Genomic DNA, 18,177 nt, shown 5'->3' on the forward strand with positions numbered 1-18,177 from the left:
CCGCCGGCCAGCGGTCGCACGCGCGGCAACCCCGCCGCCCGCAGCGCCTGCGCGGCGGTGGCCGCCGAGGCCTCGTTGGGGCAGTTGCAATACAGCACGATCTCGCGGTCGCGCGGCAACTGCGACGCATGCGTCGCGACCTCGCTCAACTCCACGCGCCATGCGCCGGGAATGTGGCGCAGATCGAGCCCAGCGGCGGCGCCGGAGCGCACGTCGAGGATCACGGGCTCTGCGCCCTCATCGATCAGCGCCTGCAGTTCGGCCTGCGTGATGCGGGACATCGCTGCGGCGTTGCGGAAGCGCCGCCGCCGCAGGTAGCGCCACAGCACGAAGCCGGCGACGGCCAGCAGCAGCAGCGCGGTCGCCGCGGCGCCAGCCCGGGCCAGCACGTCGAGCAGCGCCTGGATCTGCGTGCTGAACACCGCGCCCAGACCCAGGAACACCAGCGACCAGACGGCCCCGCCCAGCGCGTCGTAGGCGACGAAGCGCGCGGCGCTCATCCCCACCGCACCGGCCATCGGCGCCGCGACGACCGAGACGCCGGGCACGAACTTGGCCGCCACCAGCGAGCTGCCGCCCCAGCGCAGGATCAGCGCCTCGCTCTGGCGCACGCAGGAATCGGGCGACAGCGAGATGCGGCACAGCAGCCCGAGCACGCGATGCCCATGGTGCCGCCCGGCAACGAACCATGCCGCATCGCCCAGCACGTTGGCGACGACCGCAACCGCCAGCAGCGCCGGCAGCGACAGCGTGCCGCCGACCGCCAGGCCGCCGGCCACCACCAGCAACGGCGCGGCCGGCAGCGGCACGCCGATGCGCGCCGCCAGCGTGGTGGCGAACACGACGATCAGGCCGTGCTGGACGACGAGGGCGATGAGGGCCTGCACGCGCTGCGTTCCGCAAGAGTGGCGAAGCCGGCATTCGAGCACAGCGCGCGCCGCCGTGCCGGCTATGCTGCGCGCCCATGCCCAGCACCCTGGCCACCGCCGTCCACAGCGAACTGCTGATCCGCAAGAGCCGCTTCATCGGCTGCGTCGAGCCGGTGGCCGACCGGCCCGCGGCACTGCTGCGCGTGGCCGCGCTGCGGACCCTGCACCCCGGGGCCGCGCACGTGTGCTGGGCACTGCTGGCCGGTGGCGCCTCGGCGGCGGTCGACGACGGCGAGCCCGGCGGCACCGCGGGCCGACCGATGCTGGAGGTGCTGCGCCACCAGGATCTCGATGGCGTGCTGGCCACCGTGGTGCGCTACTTCGGCGGCGTGAAGCTCGGCGCCGGCGGCCTGGTGCGCGCCTACACCGACGCGGTGGCCCAGGCCCTGCTCGGCGCCGACAAGCGGCCGCTGCAGCGACTGCAGACGCTGCGCTGCGTGCTGCCCTATGCGCTCGAAGGCTGGCTGCGCCGCGAGCTCGACGCCGCCGGCGCCGGCACGCTGCAGGTCAGCCACGGCATGCATGTGGAGCTGCAGTTCAGCCTGCCCGAGGGCGACGCCGCGGCGCTGCGGCGTCGGCTCGACGACGGCGGCCAGGGCCGGCTGGTCTGGGTGGCGCCGTCGGACTGAGCCCCGGCCCGGCCGACAGGCGCCGACCATGGACAATCGCCCCTCCCCGGCCAGGCCGCAAGAGCGGCCGGCCGACGCTGCAGCAGAGAGAGGATTGCCTTGTTCAAGAACCTGACGGTCTACCGCATCGGCCCCGAGTGGTCGGGCAGCGCGACGCAGATCGAGGAGCGCCTCGCCACCGCGCGCTTCACCGAATGCGGCGCCACGCAGGCCCTGTCGGCCGGCTGGGTGCCGCCGCGCGGGCAGGCGCACGGCGCGCTGGTCGAGAGCGTCGCAGGCCAGTGGCTGGCGACGCTGATGGTCGAGCAGAAGCTGCTGCCGGCCGCCGTGGTGAAGCGCCGCACCGACGAGCTGGCGCAGCGCGCCGAGCACGACACCGGCCGCAAGCCGGGCCGCAAGCACCTGAAGGAGCTGAAGGAGCAGGCGGCCCTGGAGCTGCTGCCGATGGCATTCACGAAACGCGCGACGTTCCGCGTCTGGCTCGACCCGCAGCGGCGCCTGCTGATCGTCGACGCCAGCAGCCCGGCGCGCGCTGGCGACGTGGTCACGCACCTGGTCAAGGTGCTCGACGGCCTGCCGGTCGCACCGCTGCAGACCGCTCTGTCGGCCGCGACCGCGATGGCCGCCTGGCTGGCCGACGGCGAGCCGCCACAGGCCTTCTCGGTGGACCGCGAGTGCGAGCTGAAGTCCGACGACGAGCAGAAGTCGGTGGTGCGCTATGCGCGCCACCGGCTCGACACCGACGAGGTGCGGCAGCACATCGGCGAGGGCAAGCGGCCGACGCGGCTGGCCCTGACCTGGCAGGGCCGCGTGTCCTTCGTGCTGACCGACGCGGGGCAGATCAAGAAGCTCGACTTCCTCGACGGCGTGTTCGACGCCCACCCCGGCCGCGCCGACGCCGATGCGGCCTTCGATGCCGATGTCGCCATCGCCACCGGCGAGCTGGTGCAGCTCATCCCCGACCTGGTCGACGCGCTGGGCGGCGAGGCCGATCCCTTCGCCGGCGCGTCACCGCTGCCGGAACTGAAGGCGGCCTGAGCGCGGCGCCGCGGGCGCCTCAGCGGCGGAACATCGCGTTGATCTCGCCGAACGGCACGGCCGCCTCGGCGTAGGTGAACGTGCCGTCGGCGCGGATCTCGTGCGCCGCGCGCAGGAAGGCCCCGTAGGCGGCGCGCGCCAGCGACGAGCCCACGCTGATGCGCTTGACGCCCAGGTGCTGGAGCTCGTCGAACGACAGCGCCGCGCCCGCCAGGCCCATCACCACGTTGACGGGCCGCGGCGCGACCGCCTTCACCACCGCGGCGATGTCCTCGGGCGTCTTCAGCCCGGGGGCGTACAGCACGTCGGCACCGGCCTCGGCGTAGGCCTCGAGCCGGCGGAGGGTGTCGGCGAGGTCGATGCGGCCGTGCAGCAGGTTCTCCGCGCGCGCGGTCAGCACGAACGGGAACGGCAGCGTCCTCGCCGTGCGCACCGCGGCCCGGACGCGGTCGACCGCCAAGTCGAAGGGATAGATCGGCGCATCGCGACGGCCGCTGGCGTCCTCGATCGAGCCGCCCACCAGGCCGGCCCGCGCGGCCATGCGCACGGTCTCGGCGCAGGAGGCCGGATCGTCGCCGAAGCCGTTCTCCAGGTCGGCCGACACCGGCAGCTCGGTGGCCTCGACGATCGCGCGGGCGTTGGCGAAGGTCTCGTCGCGCGTGACCGCGCCCTCCATGTCCGGCCGGCCGATCGAGAACGCATAGCCGGCGCTGGTGGTGGCCAGCGCCTCGAAGCCCATCGCGGCCAGCAGCTTCGCCGAGCCGGCATCCCACGGGTTGGGGATCACGAACGCGCCGTCGCGCTCGTGCAGTGCGCGCAGTCGCCCGGCGCGTTCGGCCTGGGCCGCGGCCCGGGCCGCGACGCTTTCGTTTCCGCTCATCGCGTGCTGCTCCTGTCGTTGCTGCGGCCGCGGCGGCGGCTTCAGCGCTGCGGGTCCGCCGGCGTCAGCACCGGCCGCACACCGAGCACCGCGCCCCTGGACAGCGGCTGCACCAGTGTGCCGTACAGGTGCAGCCAGCCGAAGCGGCCGCCCGGCTCCGGCGGCACGAAGCCTTCGAGCCGGCGTGCCACCTCCTCGGCCGGCACCTGCAGTTCGATGCGGCGCGCCGTCAGGTCGATCTCGATCGCGTCGCCGTCGCGCACCGCCGCCAGCGGGCCGCCCTCGGCCGCCTCCGGCATCACCTGGCCGATGGTGATGCCGCTGTTCAGGCCCGACAGTTCGCCATCGGTGACCACCGCCACCTCGCTGCCCAGCCCGGCGCCAACGAGCGCGGCCATGAAACTGGCCGCGAACACCGTGCCCGGCCCGCCCTTCGGGCCCAGCATGCGCAGCACGATCACCTGACCCGGGCGCACCGCGCCGGTCTTCAGGCCCTCGATCGCCAGCGCCTCGTCCTCGAACACCCGGGCCTCGCCGCGGAAGCGGCGGATCGCCGCCGGCACCGCCGCCAGCTTGACCAGCGCGCCGTCGGGCGCGAGCGAGCCGCGGATGATCATCAGCCCCGGCTCGCGCGCGAACGGATCGGCCAGCGGCCGAATGCAGGCGACGTCGGGCGCCGGGGTCTCGTCGATCAGCGCGCCCAGGCGCCGGCCGTCGGCGGTGAGCACCTCGCGGTCGAGCTGCGGCGCCAGCTGCCGGAGCACGCCGCGCACGCCGCCCGCGGCCTCGAAGGTCTCGATGCGGTCCGGCCCGTTGGGCCGGATGCGCGTGAGCATCGGCACCTCGTCGGCGGCGCGCTCGAACTCCGCGATCACATCGACCGGGCACTCGGACTCGATCGCGATGGCGATCAGGTGGCGCATCACGTTGACCGAGCAGCCGGTCGCCACCGCGAAGCGCACCGCGTTGCGGAAGGCGCCGGGCGTGAGGATGGCGCGCGGCCGCAGGTCCTGCTGCACCATCTCGACGATGCGTGCTCCGGCCTGCGCCGCCAGCGCATGCAGCCGCGGGCCGTCGGCGCGCACCGGCGCGTTGCCGGGCAGCGCCATGCCCAGCGCCTCGGCCAGGCAGTGCATCGAGTTGGCAGTGGCAAGACCGGCGCATACGCCGGGGCCGTCGATCGCCACACGGCACATGCCCTGCAGCGTGTCGAGGTCCATCTGGCCGGCCTTGACGGTACCGACCGCCTTGTAGACCTCCTCGATGTCGACGTGGTGCTCGCCGCACTGGCGGCCGAGCTGGTAGCCGCAGGCCAGCACCAGGCTGGGCACGTCCAGGCGGCCGGCGGCCATCAGGTGGGCCGGCGTGGTCTTGTCGCAGCTCGACAGCAGCAGCATGCCGTCGAGTTCCGCGCCCTCGACCTGCACCTCGATGTCGTTGACGATCAGGTCGCGCGTGGGCATCAGGTAGCGGCCCTGGCGGCCCGCGCTGGTGACGAAGTCGGACGGCGCCGCGGTGCGGATCTCCAGCGGCAGCCCGCCGGCGGCGCGGATCGCCTCGGCCACCCGCTTCGCGATGCCGTCGAGGTGCTGGAAGCACACCGACAGGCCGCTGGAGGTGTTGACGACGGCGATCTTGGGCTTGTCGAAATCGGCCTCGGCGATGCCCATCGCGCTCCACTGCGCATGACGCACCGCCCAGCGCGTGGAACCGGGCTCGAAATTGCTGCGGAAGGAACGGGCCATGGTGTTCGGGTGCAGGGAAGGAAGGGGTGAGGGAGGCCTGTGTCAGCCGTCGAGGCGGGCGCCCTGCCGGTTCAGCAGCTCGCGGATCACGCTGCCCGGAATGGCCCGCACCGGCGTGCGCTCGCGCAGCGCCACGGTGGCGGCCACGCCCAGCGCGTGGCCATAGGAGAAGCACTGCGCGGTGACGCGCGCCGAGGCCACGGCCTCGTGCTCGGCCGACAGGCAGCGCCCGCCGAACAGCAGGCCCTCGCCGCGCTCGGGCACGAAGCAGCCCCAGGGCACCTCGTACCAGTCGTTCAGCAGCCACTGCACGCGCGGCTTGCTGCCGGCGTGCAGCTCGATGGGCCAGGGCGAGCGCGCGACGCCGTCGGCGAACTTGCTGCCCCGCACCACGTCCTCGTTGCGCAGCGTCGCCAGGCCGCGTGCCTGGCGGGTCTGGCGCACGCCCACCTGCACCGCGGTGTCGTTGACCCAGCTCGCCTCGCAGCCGGCCAGCCGGTCCTTGAAGAAGCGGGCGTACTCGCGCACCTGGCGGCGGCCCTCGACCTCGGCCTCGGTGAAGTCGTCGCCGTCGATGCAGTTCAGCTCGCGCCCGTCGGCGCCGCGCACGCGCGTGCAGTTGCACAGCAGCTCGCCGGGACGCGTGGTCTCGAACAGCCAGATCTTCTGGCGCGGCAAGGCGTAGCCGGCGTCGGCCGCGGCAGCGATCAGCGCCGTGACCTCGGGCGGCATGATGGTGTCGCTGCCGTAGGCCGCCTTGAAACGCGCCACGTCCACGCCCTGCAGGCGGAAGATCATCGTCGGGTTCTGCACCACGCCATCGGCACCGCAGTAGGTCTCGAGGCCGGCCATCGCCACCAGGTCGGCATCGCCGCTGGCGTCGATCGTGAGGCCGGCGCGCACATCGAGCAGGCCGCCCTTGGTCCACACCGTTGCGCCGTCGATGCGGTCGCCGTCGCGGTGCACGCCGGTCGCCAGCGCGTGGTACGCGAGCTGCACGCCGGCCGAGCCCAGCAGCGCATCGGCCGATTCGCGCCACGCCAGCGGCTCGTGCACCCGGGTCCAGGTCTTGCCGTAGAGCACCGGCTCGGCCAGTCCGCCGCGTTGCTCCATCGCGGCGATGAAGTCGTCGACGAAGCCGTGCACGATCTGCTTCGGCCGCCGCGGCGCCTCCTCGGCTTCGTAGAGTCCGCAGACGGTGCCCGACAGGCCCGCCACCGCGCCGCCGCCGCAGAAGCCGTAGCGCTCCACCAGCAAGGTCTTCAGCCCGGCGCGGGCCGCGACGGTTGCCGCGGCCACGCCGGTGGCGCCGCCGCCGACCACGAGCACGTCGACCTCGACACGCTGACCCGGTCTCGCATCCATCGCCATCACCTCATCTGCATCGCGACGCTCGGCAGCCAGGTCACGAGCTGGGGCCACATCAGCGTGCAGGCCAGCGTGATGACCTGCAGCGCGATGAACGGGATCATTCCCCAGTACATGTGCCGCATCGTGATCTCCGGCGGTGCCACGGCACGCAGGTAGAAGATGGCCGGCGCCATCGGCGGCGTCAGGTAGCTGGTCTGGATCATGATCAGGAACAGGATGCAGAACCACACCGGATCGAAGCCCGCCGCGGTGACCAGCGGCGTGAAGATCGGCAGGAAGATCAGCACGATCGAGATCCAGTCGAGGAAGAAGCCGGCGATGAACAGGATGAACAGCATCATCCCAGCAGCGCCCACGGCGACAGGTCCAGGTGCGTGATCATCGAGCTGGCGAGATTGATGCCGCCGCCGCCGATGAAGACGCCGGTGAACAGCGTGCCGCCCAGCAGCACGAACATGATCATCGCGGTGACGCGCAGCGTCTTCAGCAGCGACTCGTACAGCCCCGGCCAGGTGAAGCGGCCGTAGAGCACGGTCAGTCCCACCGAGCAGAGCGCGCCGATCGCGGCCGCCTCGGTCGGCGACGCCAGCCCCAGCAGGATGGAGCCGAGCACCGCGACGATCATGCCCAGCGGCGGCACCAGGTTGCGGGTGGTGATGGCGATCTTCTGCATGAAGGTCGGATCGCCGGGCTCCGGCGGGATGCGCCGCCCCATCTCCGGCTTCACGATGCACAGCACGAAGATGTAGCGAGGTAGAGCCCGGCCATCAGGAAGCCCGGCAGCACCATGCCGTACATCAGGTCGCCGACCGACAGGTTGGCCAGCGGGCCCATCACGACCACCACGACCGACGGCGGGATGATGGTGCCCAGCGAGCCGCCGGCGCAGATGGTGCCGCTGATCAGGCTCTTGTTGTAGCCGTAGCGCAGCATGATCGGGATCGTGAGCAGGCCCACCACCGACTCGGTCGCGCCGATCACGCCGCTGGAGGCCGCGAACACGATGCACATCAACACCGTGGCGATCGCCAGGCCGCCGGGCAGGCGGCGCGTCCAGATGTGGATGGCCTCGAACAGGCGGTCGGCGATGCCCGACTTCTCGAGCATCGCGCCCATGAAGACGAACAGCGGCACCGCGGCGAACACGAAGTTCGACGACAGGTCGTCGATCTTCTCGACGAACTGGTGGATGACGTTGGGACCGAAGATGGCCAGCCCGAAGGCGGCCGCGGTCAGCATCATCGCGAACGCCACCTGCACGCCGAGGAACATCAGCGTGAAGGCCAGCGGCAGCATGAAGAAGGCAGGTAATCGCTCATGACGGCTGAGCCTCTTGATCGTTCTTCGGGGCCATCAGCGACTTCAGCAGTTCGCAGAACACCTGCAGAGCGAACATCGTGAACGACAGGACGAAGACCGCGCGGAACGGCCACACCGGCAGATTCAGCGCCGACTGCCCGGAGGTCTCGCCGCGCGTGTAGCCGGCCATGAAGTAGTTGAAGAGCGCCACGCTCAGCCACACCAGCAGCGGCAGCACGACGGCGTAGGCGACGGCGTCGATGCGGCGCCGGGTCGTCGGCCCGATGCGGGCGCTGAGCACGTCGATGCGGATGTGCTCACCCTGGCGCAGCGTGTAGGCCAGCCCGAGCAGGAAGTGCGAGCCGGTCAGCAGGTAGCCGACCTCGTAGGCCCAGATGGTGGGCGCGCCGAACGCGTAGCGCGCGACGACCTCCCAGGCGGTGGCGAGCACCAGCGGCACGAGCAGCATCGCCGCGGCGATGCCGACCGCCACGACCAGGCGCTCCAGCAAGACGATGAGGCGGTTCAATCGCGACTCCAGTGGATAACGGGGCGGGCCCGCCTCGCAGGCGGACCCTTCCGGCCAGACGACACCCGGATCAGGCGCGCTTGACCTTCACCTTGCGCCAGTCGTCGGCGTCCTTCCAGGCCGCGTCGAACTCGACCTGGCTCTTGTGCACGCGCGCGAACCACTTGTGCTTGTTCTCCTTGGCCGTGGCCTCGGCCCAGTCGAGGCCGATCTTGCGGGCCGTGTACTGGACCTCGTCGTCCAGGTGCACCAGCGTCACGCCCTGCTTCTTGTAGAACTCCATCGCCTTCGCGTCTTCGGCGCCGATGCGCAGGTAGGTTTCCATCGTCACCATCTTGGCGACCACCTCGATCAGCTTCTTGTCGTTGGGGCTCAGCTTGGCCCACACGTCCTTGTTGATCACCAGTTCGAACGGCGCGGTCGGCTGGTGCACGCCGGGGTAGCTGAGGTACTTGGCGACCTTGTAGAAGCCGGGCGACACGTTCTCCCACGGGGTGCCCCACTCGGTAGCGTCGATCGCGCCGCGCTCGAGCATCGGGAACACGTCACCGGCGGCGGTGGTCACCGGCGCGGCACCGAGGTCCTTGGACATCTCCAGCCAGGCACCGGCGGTGCGCAGCTTCAGGCCCTTCAGGTCGGCCAGGCTCTTGACGGGCTTGCGCGAGTGCAGGAAGACCTCGGCGGTACGGATGAACAGCGGCATCGAGATCACGCCGTCCGTGTCCTCGCGGAACTGACGCTGCAGGTCGGCGCCACCGGATTCATAGAGCCAGTGCAGCATGCGCTCGGTGTCGAAGGTGCCGGCGTAGCCACCGAACAGCACCGTCGTCGGGTCCTTGCCCCAGTCGTAGCCCATCCAGGTGTGGCCGCATTCGGCCAGGCCGTTCTTCACCGTCTCGGGCACCTTCAGCGCATTGCCGAGACCACCGCCCGGGAAGGTCTGGATCTTGAAGCGCCCGCCCGAGAAGAACTCCATGCGCTCGGCGAAGGCCTTGGCGCCGATGTCCATGATGGGGCCACCGGCCCAGCCGGTGGCCATCTTCCAGCTGTAGCTCGGACCGGCGGTCTGGGCCAGCGCGCCGGCCGCGGCGAAGAGGCCGGCGCTGCCCAGGGTGACGTTGACGAAATTGCGACGCTTCATGGTTTGTCTCCGTGGGGTTGGATCGATGGCTCTGGCGGCCTGGATCGGGTGCGGTGGCGAGGAGACGGCGCCTCTCGACGCCGCCGGCAGGGCGGTGCGACCTGCTGCCGCAGGCCTCGCACCAGTTTCTGAATACCACTGATGTATTAGTTAAATCCTAGTAATCTCTTTGATGCATGTCAACGCGGGTTTTCCGCCGTGATGGCGGCCGCGAGCCGTGCCGGTTCGGCGCCCAGGACGTTGTGGCCGACGCCCGGCAGCGCCAGCCATTGCGCGCCGGCGATCGCCGCTGCGAGCGCCCTGCCATGCGCGAGCGGGCACTGATCGTCGGTCTCGCCGTGCACCACCCGCGTGGGGCACGCGATGCGCACCGCTCCGACCGACAGGTCGAGGCCGCGCGCCGACTGCCACGACCACGCCACCGCCTCGGCGTCGGCCACCTGCGTCAGTCCCAGGCGCTCCGCGCGCTGTCGCGCCTCGCTGCGCAGGGCGTCGATGTCCGCAGCGTGAAACCAGGTGGCCTCCGGCGGGCCGGCGCGCATCGTGCCCGACACCAGCACCAGCCGCTCGACCGCGCCCAGCCCGTGCAGCGCCGCCATCCGCAGGATCACGCTGACGCCCATGCTCCACCCCGCCAGCACCACCGGCTGGCCGATCGCCTGCAGCAGCTCGTGCAGCAGGCCCGCGTAGTGGTCGAGGTGGTAGTAGCGCTCGATCGGCCCGTCGTCGGCCGTGCGCCAGCGCGGCGAGGCGGCACGGCCCGGCAGGTTGGGCAGCACGCAGCGGTGCGTGTCGGCGAGCCGCTGCGCGACCGGCAACCAGGCCTCGGCCGTGCCCTGGATGCCGTGCAGCAGCACCAGCGGCCGGCCCTGGCCGAACACCCGGCAGTCCAGGCGCCCGAGCAGCGACGGGAACGGTGAGGGCATGGTGTCTCCTATTGATATATTAGTAATGTCTTACTAGTATTGCACGACGCCTTTCCCGCGTCGCCGGGTCGCGTGCCCGTCCGACCCACGAGCCCAGCCGATGCACACCCCAGTCAGCGCCGACGAGACCCTCTACTTCTGCACGCCTTCGCGCGTGCTGCTGGCCGCCGGCGCACGCCATCGCGTGGCCGCGCTGTGCGCCGCGCAGCGTTGGCGCTGCGCGCTGATCGTCACCGACCGCCATTTCTCGGGCCGCACGACGGTGGTCGACGCGCTGGTGCGCTCGCTGGCGGCCGAGGGCCTGGAGTCGCTGGTGTTCGACGGCGGCGAGCCCGACCCGTCGACCGAGCTGTGCGACAGCGCGACCGAGGAGCTGCTGGCACGCCCGGGCGCCGCGCGCATCGACCACGTCATCGCGCTCGGCGGCGGCAGCAACATCGACCTCGCAAGGCACTGTGCCTCACGCTGCCGTTCCGCCGACCGGTCGCGAGCTTCGTCGGCACGACACGCTTCCCCGGCAGCCCGCTGCCGATGCTGGCGATGCCCACCACCTCGGGCACCGGCTCGGAGATCACGCCGGGCGCCATCCTGCTGCAGCACAGCAGCGCCACCAAGGTCGCCGTGATGGGCAATGCGCTGCGCCCGGCGATCGCCGTGATCGACCCGGAGCTCACGCTGAGCTGCCCGCCGAAGGTCACCGCCGACGCCGGACTCGACGCGCTGACGCACGCGATCGAGTCCTACCTGACGATGGACGCCACGCGCTTCGACACCGGGGGCGACGCCGACCCGTCGTACAGCGGCCGCAACCGCCTGACGACGATGTTCGCGCGCGAGGCCATCACGCTGTGCTTCGCGCACCTGCCCCGCGCCTATCACGTGCCCGACGACCTTCAGGCCCGCACCGGCATGGCCTACGCGAGCCTGTTCGCCGCGATGTCCTATGCGTCGGCCGGCCTGAACGCTGTGCACGGCCTCGCCTACGCGCTGGCCGGGCTCACGCACGCCTCGCACGGCAGCACCAATGCCGCCCTACTGCCCTACGTGATGGATGCGCTGCGGCCCTCGCGCCGCGAGGAGCTGGCCGACATCGCCGCGATGGCCGGCGTGCCGCGCGCCGACAGCGATGCGATGGCGCGCCAGGCGTCCGTCCGGACGCGCGCGCTGGTGCAGGAGCTCGGCGTGCCGGCCGACCTGGCCGCGTTCGGCGTGCCGGAGCGTGCGCTCGACCAGCTGGTGCACGACGGACTCGCGGTGACGCGGCTAGCCAGGGCCTATCCCCAACAACCCCCCGAGGCCGACTACGCAGCCATCGTCCGGCGCGCTTATGCTGGTGAACTGTCGGGAATCGAGACGCCATGAAGAAGACTGCGGCCAGGAAGACCCCCAAGGCGACGACGACCCGCTCCCGCACGGCAGGGGCCGCCCACGGCGGCGGCGCCACCGCCACCAAGCCTCGCAGCCTGACCGCCACCGCCTACGAGCTGATCGAGGAGATGATCGTGAAGCTGGAGCTGCTGCCCGGGGCCGCGATCTCCGAGGCCGAGCTGTCCGCGCGACTGCAGATCGGGCGCACCCCGGTGCGCGAGGCGCTGCAGCGGCTGGCACGCGAGCACCTGGTGTCCATCCTGCCGCAGCGCGGCGTGCTGGTGTCCGAGATCGACATCAAGCGCCAGCTGCGGCTCCTGGAGACCCGCCGCGAGGTGGAGCGCCTCGTGGTGCGCTGCGCCGCACGGCGCGCCACCGAGCCCGAGCGCGCACGCTTCGAGGAGCTGGCCCGGGAGTTCGACGCGGCCGGGAAGCAGGACGACGAGACGCGCTTCATCCGCGCGGACAAGGAGTTCAACGACCTGTCGCTGCGCGCCGCGCGCAACGAGTTCGCGGCCGGCGCCATGGGCCTGATGCACGGCCTGTCGCGGCGATTCTGGTACCTGCACTACCGCCAGGCGGCCGACACGCCGTTGATGGCCAAGCTGCACGGGGCGCTCGCGCGCGCGATCTCGCAGCGCGACGAGGCGGCAGCGGCCCGCGCCATGGAAGACCTGATCGACCACAACGAGGCCTTCACCAAGGCCACGGTCAGCACCGACTTCTAGGCCCTAGGGTTTGCGCTGAATTTCGCTCCCGGTCAAGCCGGGCTGCGCGCTGAGACTAGGGCGGCAGCCGCGGCCTCGCTATCGTGCCGTCTCGGGGATCGACCGATCCCGCCACGCCACGCCGACCCGCAGGAGACGCGACATGCTGAAGTCGAAGATCAAGGAAGAGTACGTGCAGATGGACCAGGTGGACTGGAAGCCGTTCCCTGCGGCGTTCTCCACCGGCGGCATCCGCTGGAAACTGCTGCATGTCTCGCCCGAGATGGGCTCGTGGACGGCGATCTTCGACTGCCCGGCGGGCTCGTCGTTCGCGGCGCACGTCCACGTCGGCCCCGGCGAGTACTTCCTGACCAAGGGCAAGATGGATGTGCGCGGCGGCAAGGCCGCCGGCGGCGACACCGCCATCGCGCCAGGCTACGGCTACGAGTCAGCCAACGCACGCCACGACAAGACCGAGTTCCCGGTGGCGAGCGAGTTCTACATGAGCTTCCTCGGACCTCTCACCTTCGTGAAGCCCGACGGCTCGCCGATCGCCGTGATCGGCTGGGAGGACGCGCAGGGCGCCTGGGCGGCGTGAGCCGAAGCTTGCGGGAAGGCGCGCCTCCGGCGCGCGGCACCCCCGGACTTGCACGGGGTGCCGGCCCGCACGTCACCTTGGCGACGCGCGCGCACCGCACGCAGACCTAAGCTGCCACGCCCTGCGCCGGCCGGACATGCCGCGCGCCGGCACCCGGCACTCGAGAAGAACCCAACGGAGGAGTCACCGTGATCCCGAAGCTCGACGTTCTGCGAAAACGATCGCTCGCCGTCCTGGCCGCTGCAGCCGCCCTGCTGCTCTGCACCGGCACGGGCAGCGCCGAGGAGACCGGCAAGAACTGGCCCGACTACCACGGCGACTGGCGCGGCTGGCGCTACAGCCCGCTCGACCAGATCAACCGGAAGAACGTCAAGAAGCTGAAGGTGGCGTGGATCCACCAGCCCGGCGAGATCGCGCAGGGCCTGCAGGCCACGCCGATCGCGCTCGACGGCGTGCTGTACTACAGCGCGTCGAACAACCGCAGCTTCGCGCTCGACGCCGCCACCGGCCGGCAGCTCTGGGAATACATCCCCGAGCTCGACGCGGTGCAGGAGAAGTCGGTGTTCGGTTTCTACAACCGCGGCGTGACGGTCGGCCGCGGCAAGGTCTTCATCGGCGCCTCGGACGGCCACCTGATCGCGCTCGACCAGAAGACCGGCAAGGAACTCTGGAAGGTGAAGCTCACCGACCCCAAGACCTGCCACGGCTGCAACTTCACCTCGCCGCCCATCCTGGCCGGCGACGTGCTGATCGCCGGCCCGACCGGCGGCGACCTGGCGCAGCGCTCCAGGCTCTATGCGCTGAAGGCCGACACCGGCGAGAAGGCCTGGACCATGGAGCTGCTGAAGGACGACCCGAAGAGCTGGCCCGGCGACACCATCAAGGTCGGCGGCGGCGGTGCCTGGCTGCCCGGCCAGTACGACGCGAAGAACGACACCTTCTTCATCGGCACCTCGAACCCGGCGCCGGACTTCAATGCCGAGCTGCGCTCGGGCGACAACCTCTACACCGCGACGGTGCTCGCGCTCGAACCGTCCACCGGCCGCATCAAGTGGCACCACCAGGAGGTGCCGAACGACGCCTGGGATTTCGACTCGGCCTACGAGTTCGTGATGTTCGAGAAGAACGGCCAGGAACTGATGATGCACCTCAACAAGGGGGGCTTCGTCTCGGTCTACGACCGCAAGACCGGCGCGGTGCAGGACGTCTGGCGGATCGCCGAGGAGATGAACTGGATCAAGGGCGTGGACCCGAAGACCGGCGCGCTGATCGGACGCAATCCGCCGAAGTCCGGCCAGAGCGAGGTGTTCTGCCCCAGCGCGCTGGGCGTGCGCAGCTGGAACGCGGGCGCCTACAGCCCGAAGACAAAGCTCTGGTACACGAACGCCTACGAGATCTGCAACCGCGTCGTGATGAAGCAGCAGCCGATCGACCAGCTGGCGTTCTCGCAGGGCTACTACGACGTGGCCGAGCTGGAGATCATCCCGCCGCCGGGCAAGAAGGCGTCCGCACGGCTGGTGGCCCATGACCCGGTGACCGGCAAGCAGGCCTGGCGGCTGGACTTCGAGGCCCCGGGGCTGGCGCATGTGCTGGCCACCGGCGGCGGCCTGATCTTCAACGGCGATCCGCGCGGTCTGCTGTCGGCCTACGACGACCGGACCGGCAAGACGCTGTGGTCCTTCAACGTCGGCTCGGGCATGCGCGGCGGCATCGTCAGCTACTCGGCCGGCGGCAAGCAGTACATCGTCGCGGCGACCGGCTTCGGCTCGCTGTTCCCGGGTTTCGCGTCCATCCCGTGGCCGGAGTTCAAGAACGTGCGCGGCGGCGCGGCGCTGATCGCCTTCACGCTGGAATAGCGCGGATGGACGGGACCTGTCGATGACGAGAATGCGACCCCCTGACACCGCCGGCCCGGCCTGGCGGATCGCCGCGGTTGCGCTGCTGCTCACCGGCCTGTCGACCGCGCAGGCCCAGGAAGCGGCGGCCGTTCCCAGCGCCGAGGAGCTGCGCAATCCGGAGTGGGTGCAGGCCGGCCGCGAGAAGTTCGGCCAGATCTGCGCCTACTGCCACGGCAAGGAAGGCGACTCCGGCAAGAACCGACCGTTCCGCGAGCGTGTCGACTGGGACCCGGTGCAGATCCACGACGTGATCACCAATGGCCGCAAGCGGGGCGCGAACGTGATGCCGGCCTGGAAGGGCTCGCTGTCCGACGAGGACATCTGGCGCATCACGGCCTTCATTCGCTCGCTCGGCGGCCAGCCGCGCGCCCAGCCCTAGCGGATCCGCACCGCCGCCCGGCCGGGGCGCCCCATGGGTTTCCCTCTCGTGCCGCGGCCGGAATCTCACTACGCTGCGCCGGAGCGCCGGCCGTTGCCGCGCCAGGAAACCGACATGGAAGCGAGCGCCTCGCCGACCGTCCCCGCCTCGTTGCCCGAGCCGCCCTGGTGGTCGACCACGGACGTGGCCCTGGCCGACCGCACCGACGCCTGGGAGGCCGCGCTGAGCGACAACTTCCGCCGCTGGCAGGTGCCGGACCGCGTGGCACCGGAGTTCAACGCGCGTCTGCGGCACCGCGATGTGGCCGGGCTGCGCGTGGTCGAGTGCCTCTGCGACCCCTGCGGCGGGCGCCGGCTGCCGCGCCATGTGAGCCAGGAAGGGGCGGCCTACATCGGCGTGCAGATCACCCGTTCGGGGCGCGAGTCGCTGCGTGCCGGTGACGAGCGCGTGGCCGTCGGGCCGGGCGATCTGGTCATCTGGACCAGCGACCAGCCGATGGAATTCACGGTGACCGAGCGGCTGCACAAGGTCTCGCTGATCCTGCCGTGGGACGACGTGAAGGAGCGGCTGCCACGCACCGGGCGCTTCCGCGGCACGGTGCTCGACAGCCGTTCGGGCATCGGCGCGGTGCTGTACTCGCACATCGAGTCGCTGGCCTCGCAGCTCGAGGATCTGGAGGCGGGCGAGCTGAGCGCGGTGCGGCGCGCCACCGTCGAGCTGCTGACGGCGGCGATGTCCTGCCGCCTCGAACCGGCGCCGCGCGGCCTGTCGCTGCAGCAGCTCAAGCGGGTGCAGGACTACATCCTCGACCATCTGCAGGACGAGACGCTGACGCCGGGCAGCATCGCGCAGGCGCACCACATCTCGCCGCGCTACCTGCACCTGCTGTTCGGCAAGACCGGGCAGAGCGTGTCGGCCTACATCCGCCAGCAGCGTCTCGAGCGCTGCGGCGAGGCGCTGAGCAACCCGTCCTACCGCGAACACAGCGTGGCCGAGATCGCCTACCAGTGGGGCTTCACCGACCCGGCGCACTTCAGCCGCGTCTTCAAGCAGCATTTCGGCCATCCGCCGGGGCATTGCCGCCGCTGACAAGCGCAGCGAGTCCGGGGTCCGTGCGCCCCCGTCCTACACGCCGACGAGCACGCTGCCGGCAGACAGGGGCCGGCGCCCCCGGCACCATCTTTCCATCGGTCGGGCGTCCGGCATCCCGCGGGGCGCCGCCGACCGTTTGCATGGATGGAAGGATTCGCCAATGAACAACGACCAACTGAAGGGCCGCATCGAGCAGGCCAAGGGCAAGGTCAAGGAAGTCGCGGGCAAGGTCGTCGGCAGCGAGAAGCTCGAGACCGAGGGCCGCGTGGACCAGGTCACCGGCAAGACCCAGGCGTCCTATGGCGATGCCAAGGAAAAGGCCAAGGACCTGATCGACAAGACCTGATCGCGCCGGCGCACGATGAATCTCGATTCACTGCATCCGTACGCGGCGCTGCACCCAGGCGCGACAACGGCTCGTCGGCCCATCGCGCGCGTCTCGCTGACGCCGTTCCGCGCCGCCGGTGGGGTCGTGCGCCCGCCTCAGCGGTGCGCAGAACTCCCGTCGCCGCCGGCGTCGCACCCGCCACCGCCGGAGGTGATTCCACCCGCACCGCCGCGCCCGGACGTGCAGCCGCCGGAGATCACCGACCCGCCCCCCTCCGACGTGCCTCTGCCGGTGCGCGAACCGCCTGGCATGCCGCCACCGATGGCCACCGCGGCCTGACCGGCGGCGCCCGCCACGCGTCCGCTCAGGCGCCAGTGCGTGCAGCGAACCAGTCGCTCACGCCCGCGCGCTGGCGGGCGTCGAGGTGAAGACCGAGCTTGGACCGCCGCCAGAGGGCGTCGTCGGCCGTCACGGCCCACTCGTCGCGCTGCAGATGGGCCAGCTCGGCTTCGTGCAGCCCGGGAGCGATCTCGAGCCCCAAGTCGTCCAGGCAGCGGGCCTCGCCCAGCCAGTCCGTCGCACGCGTGCCGTAGGCGCGAGCCAGCCGAAGGGCCAGCGGCGTCGGCAGCCAGGCGTGCCGATGCCCGAGCGCCTTCACGAAACGCTCGAAGTCCTCGGCCGGCGTGCCCGGCGGCATGCCGGTCCAGGCCGACAGGTCCCCGCCGGGCAGCACTGCCGACGCAGTCCACGCGGCGCGTTCGTCGCCGAGCAGGCGCCCGATGGCGCCCGCCGCTTCCTCGGCCAGCTTGCGGAAGGTGGTGATCTTGCCGCCCCAGACCGTGAGCAGTGGGGCGCCGTCGGCGTGCGTCTCGAGCAGGTAGTCGCGCGTCACGGCGCTCGCCTCGTCGCCGTCGGCCTCGTCGAGCAGGGGCCGCACGCCGGCATAGGACCAGCGCACGTCGCCTGGCACGACCGGGCGCGCGAAGTAGCGGCTGACCTGCTCGCACAGATAGGCGATCTCGGCCTCGCTGGCGACGGCGTCGCCGGGGTCACCGTGCAGTTCGACGTCGGTGGTGCCGATCAGCGTGAAGTCTCGCTCGTAGGGGATGGCGAAGACGATGCGGCGGTCCGGGTTCTGGAACAGGTAGGCGTGCGCGTGGTCGAACAGCCGCGGCACGACGATGTGGCTGCCCTTCACCAGCCGCAGCTGGCGCGTGGCGAGTGCTTCGCCGTGCGCCGACACCACCGTGTCGCGCAGGAAGCTCGCGGCCCAGGGACCGGCCGCGTTGACCAGCGCGCGGGCCTGCCACTCCACCGCCG

General features: G+C 71.2%; 19 protein-coding genes and 1 pseudogene. 9 read left to right on the top strand and 11 right to left on the bottom strand.

The window, feature by feature from the left end:
* On the bottom strand, positions 1-887 hold an 887-nt coding region (locus tag x551_RS09680), incomplete at its 3' end, for a rhodanese-like domain-containing protein (protein ID WP_036248324.1).
* 77 nt (positions 888-964) lie between these two features.
* Between x551_RS09680 and x551_RS09685 the strand changes: the two genes are divergently transcribed.
* A complete protein-coding gene (locus x551_RS09685; RefSeq protein ID WP_011831221.1) occupies positions 965-1,558 on the top strand; it encodes a YigZ family protein in 594 nt (197 codons plus the stop codon).
* Positions 1,559-1,657: 99 nt separating this feature from the next.
* Entirely contained in the window at positions 1,658-2,596 is a 939-nt protein-coding gene (locus x551_RS09690) for a recombination-associated protein RdgC (RefSeq protein ID WP_036232451.1), read from the top strand.
* A 19-nt stretch (positions 2,597-2,615) separates the two neighbouring features.
* Here the strand turns inward: x551_RS09690 and x551_RS09695 are convergent, their stop codons facing one another.
* The 9 genes from x551_RS09695 to x551_RS09725 form a co-directional block, all read right to left on the bottom strand.
* Positions 2,616-3,476 carry an isocitrate lyase/phosphoenolpyruvate mutase family protein gene (locus x551_RS09695; RefSeq protein ID WP_011831223.1) on the bottom strand — a complete coding sequence of 287 codons (861 nt, stop codon included), beginning with the start codon at positions 3,474-3,476 and terminating at the stop codon, positions 2,616-2,618.
* Between the two features lie 41 nt (positions 3,477-3,517).
* The gene (ilvD, locus tag x551_RS09700; RefSeq protein ID WP_036248327.1) at positions 3,518-5,221 is read right to left on the bottom strand and encodes a dihydroxy-acid dehydratase; all 1,704 of its coding nucleotides are present in this window, start codon (positions 5,219-5,221) and stop codon (positions 3,518-3,520) included.
* 42 nt (positions 5,222-5,263) lie between these two features.
* On the bottom strand, positions 5,264-6,586 hold the full coding sequence (locus x551_RS09705; RefSeq protein ID WP_036232475.1) for an FAD-dependent oxidoreductase: 1,323 nt from the start codon (positions 6,584-6,586) through the stop codon (positions 5,264-5,266).
* A gap of 5 nt (positions 6,587-6,591) precedes the next feature.
* Positions 6,592-6,948, bottom strand: a complete 357-nt coding sequence (locus x551_RS27155; RefSeq protein WP_253950340.1) for a TRAP transporter large permease subunit — start codon at positions 6,946-6,948, stop codon at positions 6,592-6,594.
* Positions 6,930-7,331: a TRAP transporter large permease subunit gene (locus tag x551_RS27160; RefSeq protein WP_253950341.1), complete on the bottom strand. Its 402-nt coding sequence runs from the start codon at positions 7,329-7,331 to the stop codon at positions 6,930-6,932. Before x551_RS27160 ends, x551_RS27155 begins: the two co-directional genes overlap by 19 nt.
* Complete coding sequence (locus x551_RS27165) at positions 7,316-7,888, bottom strand: TRAP transporter large permease subunit (RefSeq protein ID WP_253950342.1); 573 nt, start codon at positions 7,886-7,888, stop codon at positions 7,316-7,318. Before x551_RS27165 ends, x551_RS27160 begins: the two co-directional genes overlap by 16 nt.
* Before the next feature lie 19 nt (positions 7,889-7,907).
* Positions 7,908-8,420: a TRAP transporter small permease subunit gene (locus x551_RS09715; protein ID WP_011831227.1), complete on the bottom strand. Its 513-nt coding sequence runs from the start codon at positions 8,418-8,420 to the stop codon at positions 7,908-7,910.
* Between the two features lie 70 nt (positions 8,421-8,490).
* A complete protein-coding gene (dctP, locus tag x551_RS09720; protein ID WP_036232453.1) occupies positions 8,491-9,561 on the bottom strand; it encodes a TRAP transporter substrate-binding protein DctP in 1,071 nt (356 codons plus the stop codon).
* Between the two features lie 179 nt (positions 9,562-9,740).
* The gene (locus tag x551_RS09725) at positions 9,741-10,487 is read right to left on the bottom strand and encodes an alpha/beta fold hydrolase (RefSeq protein ID WP_036232454.1); all 747 of its coding nucleotides are present in this window, start codon (positions 10,485-10,487) and stop codon (positions 9,741-9,743) included.
* A 100-nt stretch (positions 10,488-10,587) separates the two neighbouring features.
* Here x551_RS09725 and x551_RS09730 point away from each other — a divergent pair.
* The 7 genes and pseudogenes from x551_RS09730 to x551_RS09760 all read left to right on the top strand — a co-directional run bounded on the left by x551_RS09730 (position 10,588) and on the right by x551_RS09760 (position 16,875).
* Positions 10,588-11,849 (top strand): annotated as a pseudogene (locus x551_RS09730) (iron-containing alcohol dehydrogenase).
* Entirely contained in the window at positions 11,846-12,583 is a 738-nt protein-coding gene (locus x551_RS09735; RefSeq protein WP_036232461.1) for a GntR family transcriptional regulator, read from the top strand. Before x551_RS09730 ends, x551_RS09735 begins: the two are co-directional and overlap by 4 nt.
* A 142-nt stretch (positions 12,584-12,725) precedes the next feature.
* Positions 12,726-13,160, top strand: a complete 435-nt coding sequence (locus tag x551_RS09740) for a 2,4'-dihydroxyacetophenone dioxygenase family protein (RefSeq protein WP_011831232.1) — start codon at positions 12,726-12,728, stop codon at positions 13,158-13,160.
* Between the two features lie 188 nt (positions 13,161-13,348).
* Positions 13,349-15,016, top strand: coding sequence for a PQQ-binding-like beta-propeller repeat protein (locus x551_RS09745; protein WP_036232462.1), 1,668 nt, complete (start codon positions 13,349-13,351; stop codon positions 15,014-15,016).
* A 31-nt stretch (positions 15,017-15,047) separates the two neighbouring features.
* On the top strand, positions 15,048-15,437 hold the full coding sequence (locus tag x551_RS09750; protein ID WP_049820843.1) for a cytochrome c: 390 nt from the start codon (positions 15,048-15,050) through the stop codon (positions 15,435-15,437).
* 114 nt (positions 15,438-15,551) lie between these two features.
* Positions 15,552-16,526, top strand: a complete 975-nt coding sequence (locus x551_RS09755) for a helix-turn-helix domain-containing protein (protein WP_036248330.1) — start codon at positions 15,552-15,554, stop codon at positions 16,524-16,526.
* Positions 16,527-16,689: 163 nt separating this feature from the next.
* Positions 16,690-16,875 (top strand): CsbD family protein, encoded by a 186-nt coding sequence (locus x551_RS09760; protein WP_036232464.1) that lies wholly within the window; start codon positions 16,690-16,692, stop codon positions 16,873-16,875.
* Positions 16,876-17,221: 346 nt separating this feature from the next.
* Here the strand turns inward: x551_RS09760 and glpD are convergent.
* Positions 17,222-18,177, bottom strand: a 956-nt coding sequence (glpD, locus tag x551_RS09770; RefSeq protein WP_036248336.1) for a glycerol-3-phosphate dehydrogenase, incomplete at its 5' end; no start/stop codon positions are given.

The organism is Methylibium sp. T29, assembly GCF_000576205.1.
GTDB classification, from domain to species: Bacteria; Pseudomonadota; Gammaproteobacteria; order Burkholderiales; family Burkholderiaceae_C; genus Methylibium; species Methylibium petroleiphilum.

What these genes read in the sequence shown, in the direction of transcription:
- x551_RS09760 (WP_036232464.1), top strand. Translation starts at nt 16,690, where the DNA reads ATGAACAACGACCAACTGAAGGGCCGCATCGAGCAGGCCAAGGGCAAG.
- x551_RS09755 (WP_036248330.1), top strand. Translation starts at nt 15,552, where the DNA reads ATGGAAGCGAGCGCCTCGCCGACCGTCCCCGCCTCGTTGCCCGAGCCG.
- x551_RS09750 (WP_049820843.1), top strand. Translation starts at nt 15,048, where the DNA reads ATGCGACCCCCTGACACCGCCGGCCCGGCCTGGCGGATCGCCGCGGTT.
- x551_RS09685 (WP_011831221.1), top strand. Translation starts at nt 965, where the DNA reads ATGCCCAGCACCCTGGCCACCGCCGTCCACAGCGAACTGCTGATCCGC.
- x551_RS09735 (WP_036232461.1), top strand. Translation starts at nt 11,846, where the DNA reads ATGAAGAAGACTGCGGCCAGGAAGACCCCCAAGGCGACGACGACCCGC.
- x551_RS09725 (WP_036232454.1), bottom strand. Translation starts at nt 10,487, where the DNA reads ATGCCCTCACCGTTCCCGTCGCTGCTCGGGCGCCTGGACTGCCGGGTG.
- x551_RS09740 (WP_011831232.1), top strand. Translation starts at nt 12,726, where the DNA reads ATGCTGAAGTCGAAGATCAAGGAAGAGTACGTGCAGATGGACCAGGTG.
- x551_RS09705 (WP_036232475.1), bottom strand. Translation starts at nt 6,586, where the DNA reads ATGGATGCGAGACCGGGTCAGCGTGTCGAGGTCGACGTGCTCGTGGTC.
- x551_RS27165 (WP_253950342.1), bottom strand. Translation starts at nt 7,888, where the DNA reads ATGCTGCCGCTGGCCTTCACGCTGATGTTCCTCGGCGTGCAGGTGGCG.
- x551_RS09695 (WP_011831223.1), bottom strand. Translation starts at nt 3,476, where the DNA reads ATGAGCGGAAACGAAAGCGTCGCGGCCCGGGCCGCGGCCCAGGCCGAA.
- ilvD (WP_036248327.1), bottom strand. Translation starts at nt 5,221, where the DNA reads ATGGCCCGTTCCTTCCGCAGCAATTTCGAGCCCGGTTCCACGCGCTGG.
- dctP (WP_036232453.1), bottom strand. Translation starts at nt 9,561, where the DNA reads ATGAAGCGTCGCAATTTCGTCAACGTCACCCTGGGCAGCGCCGGCCTC.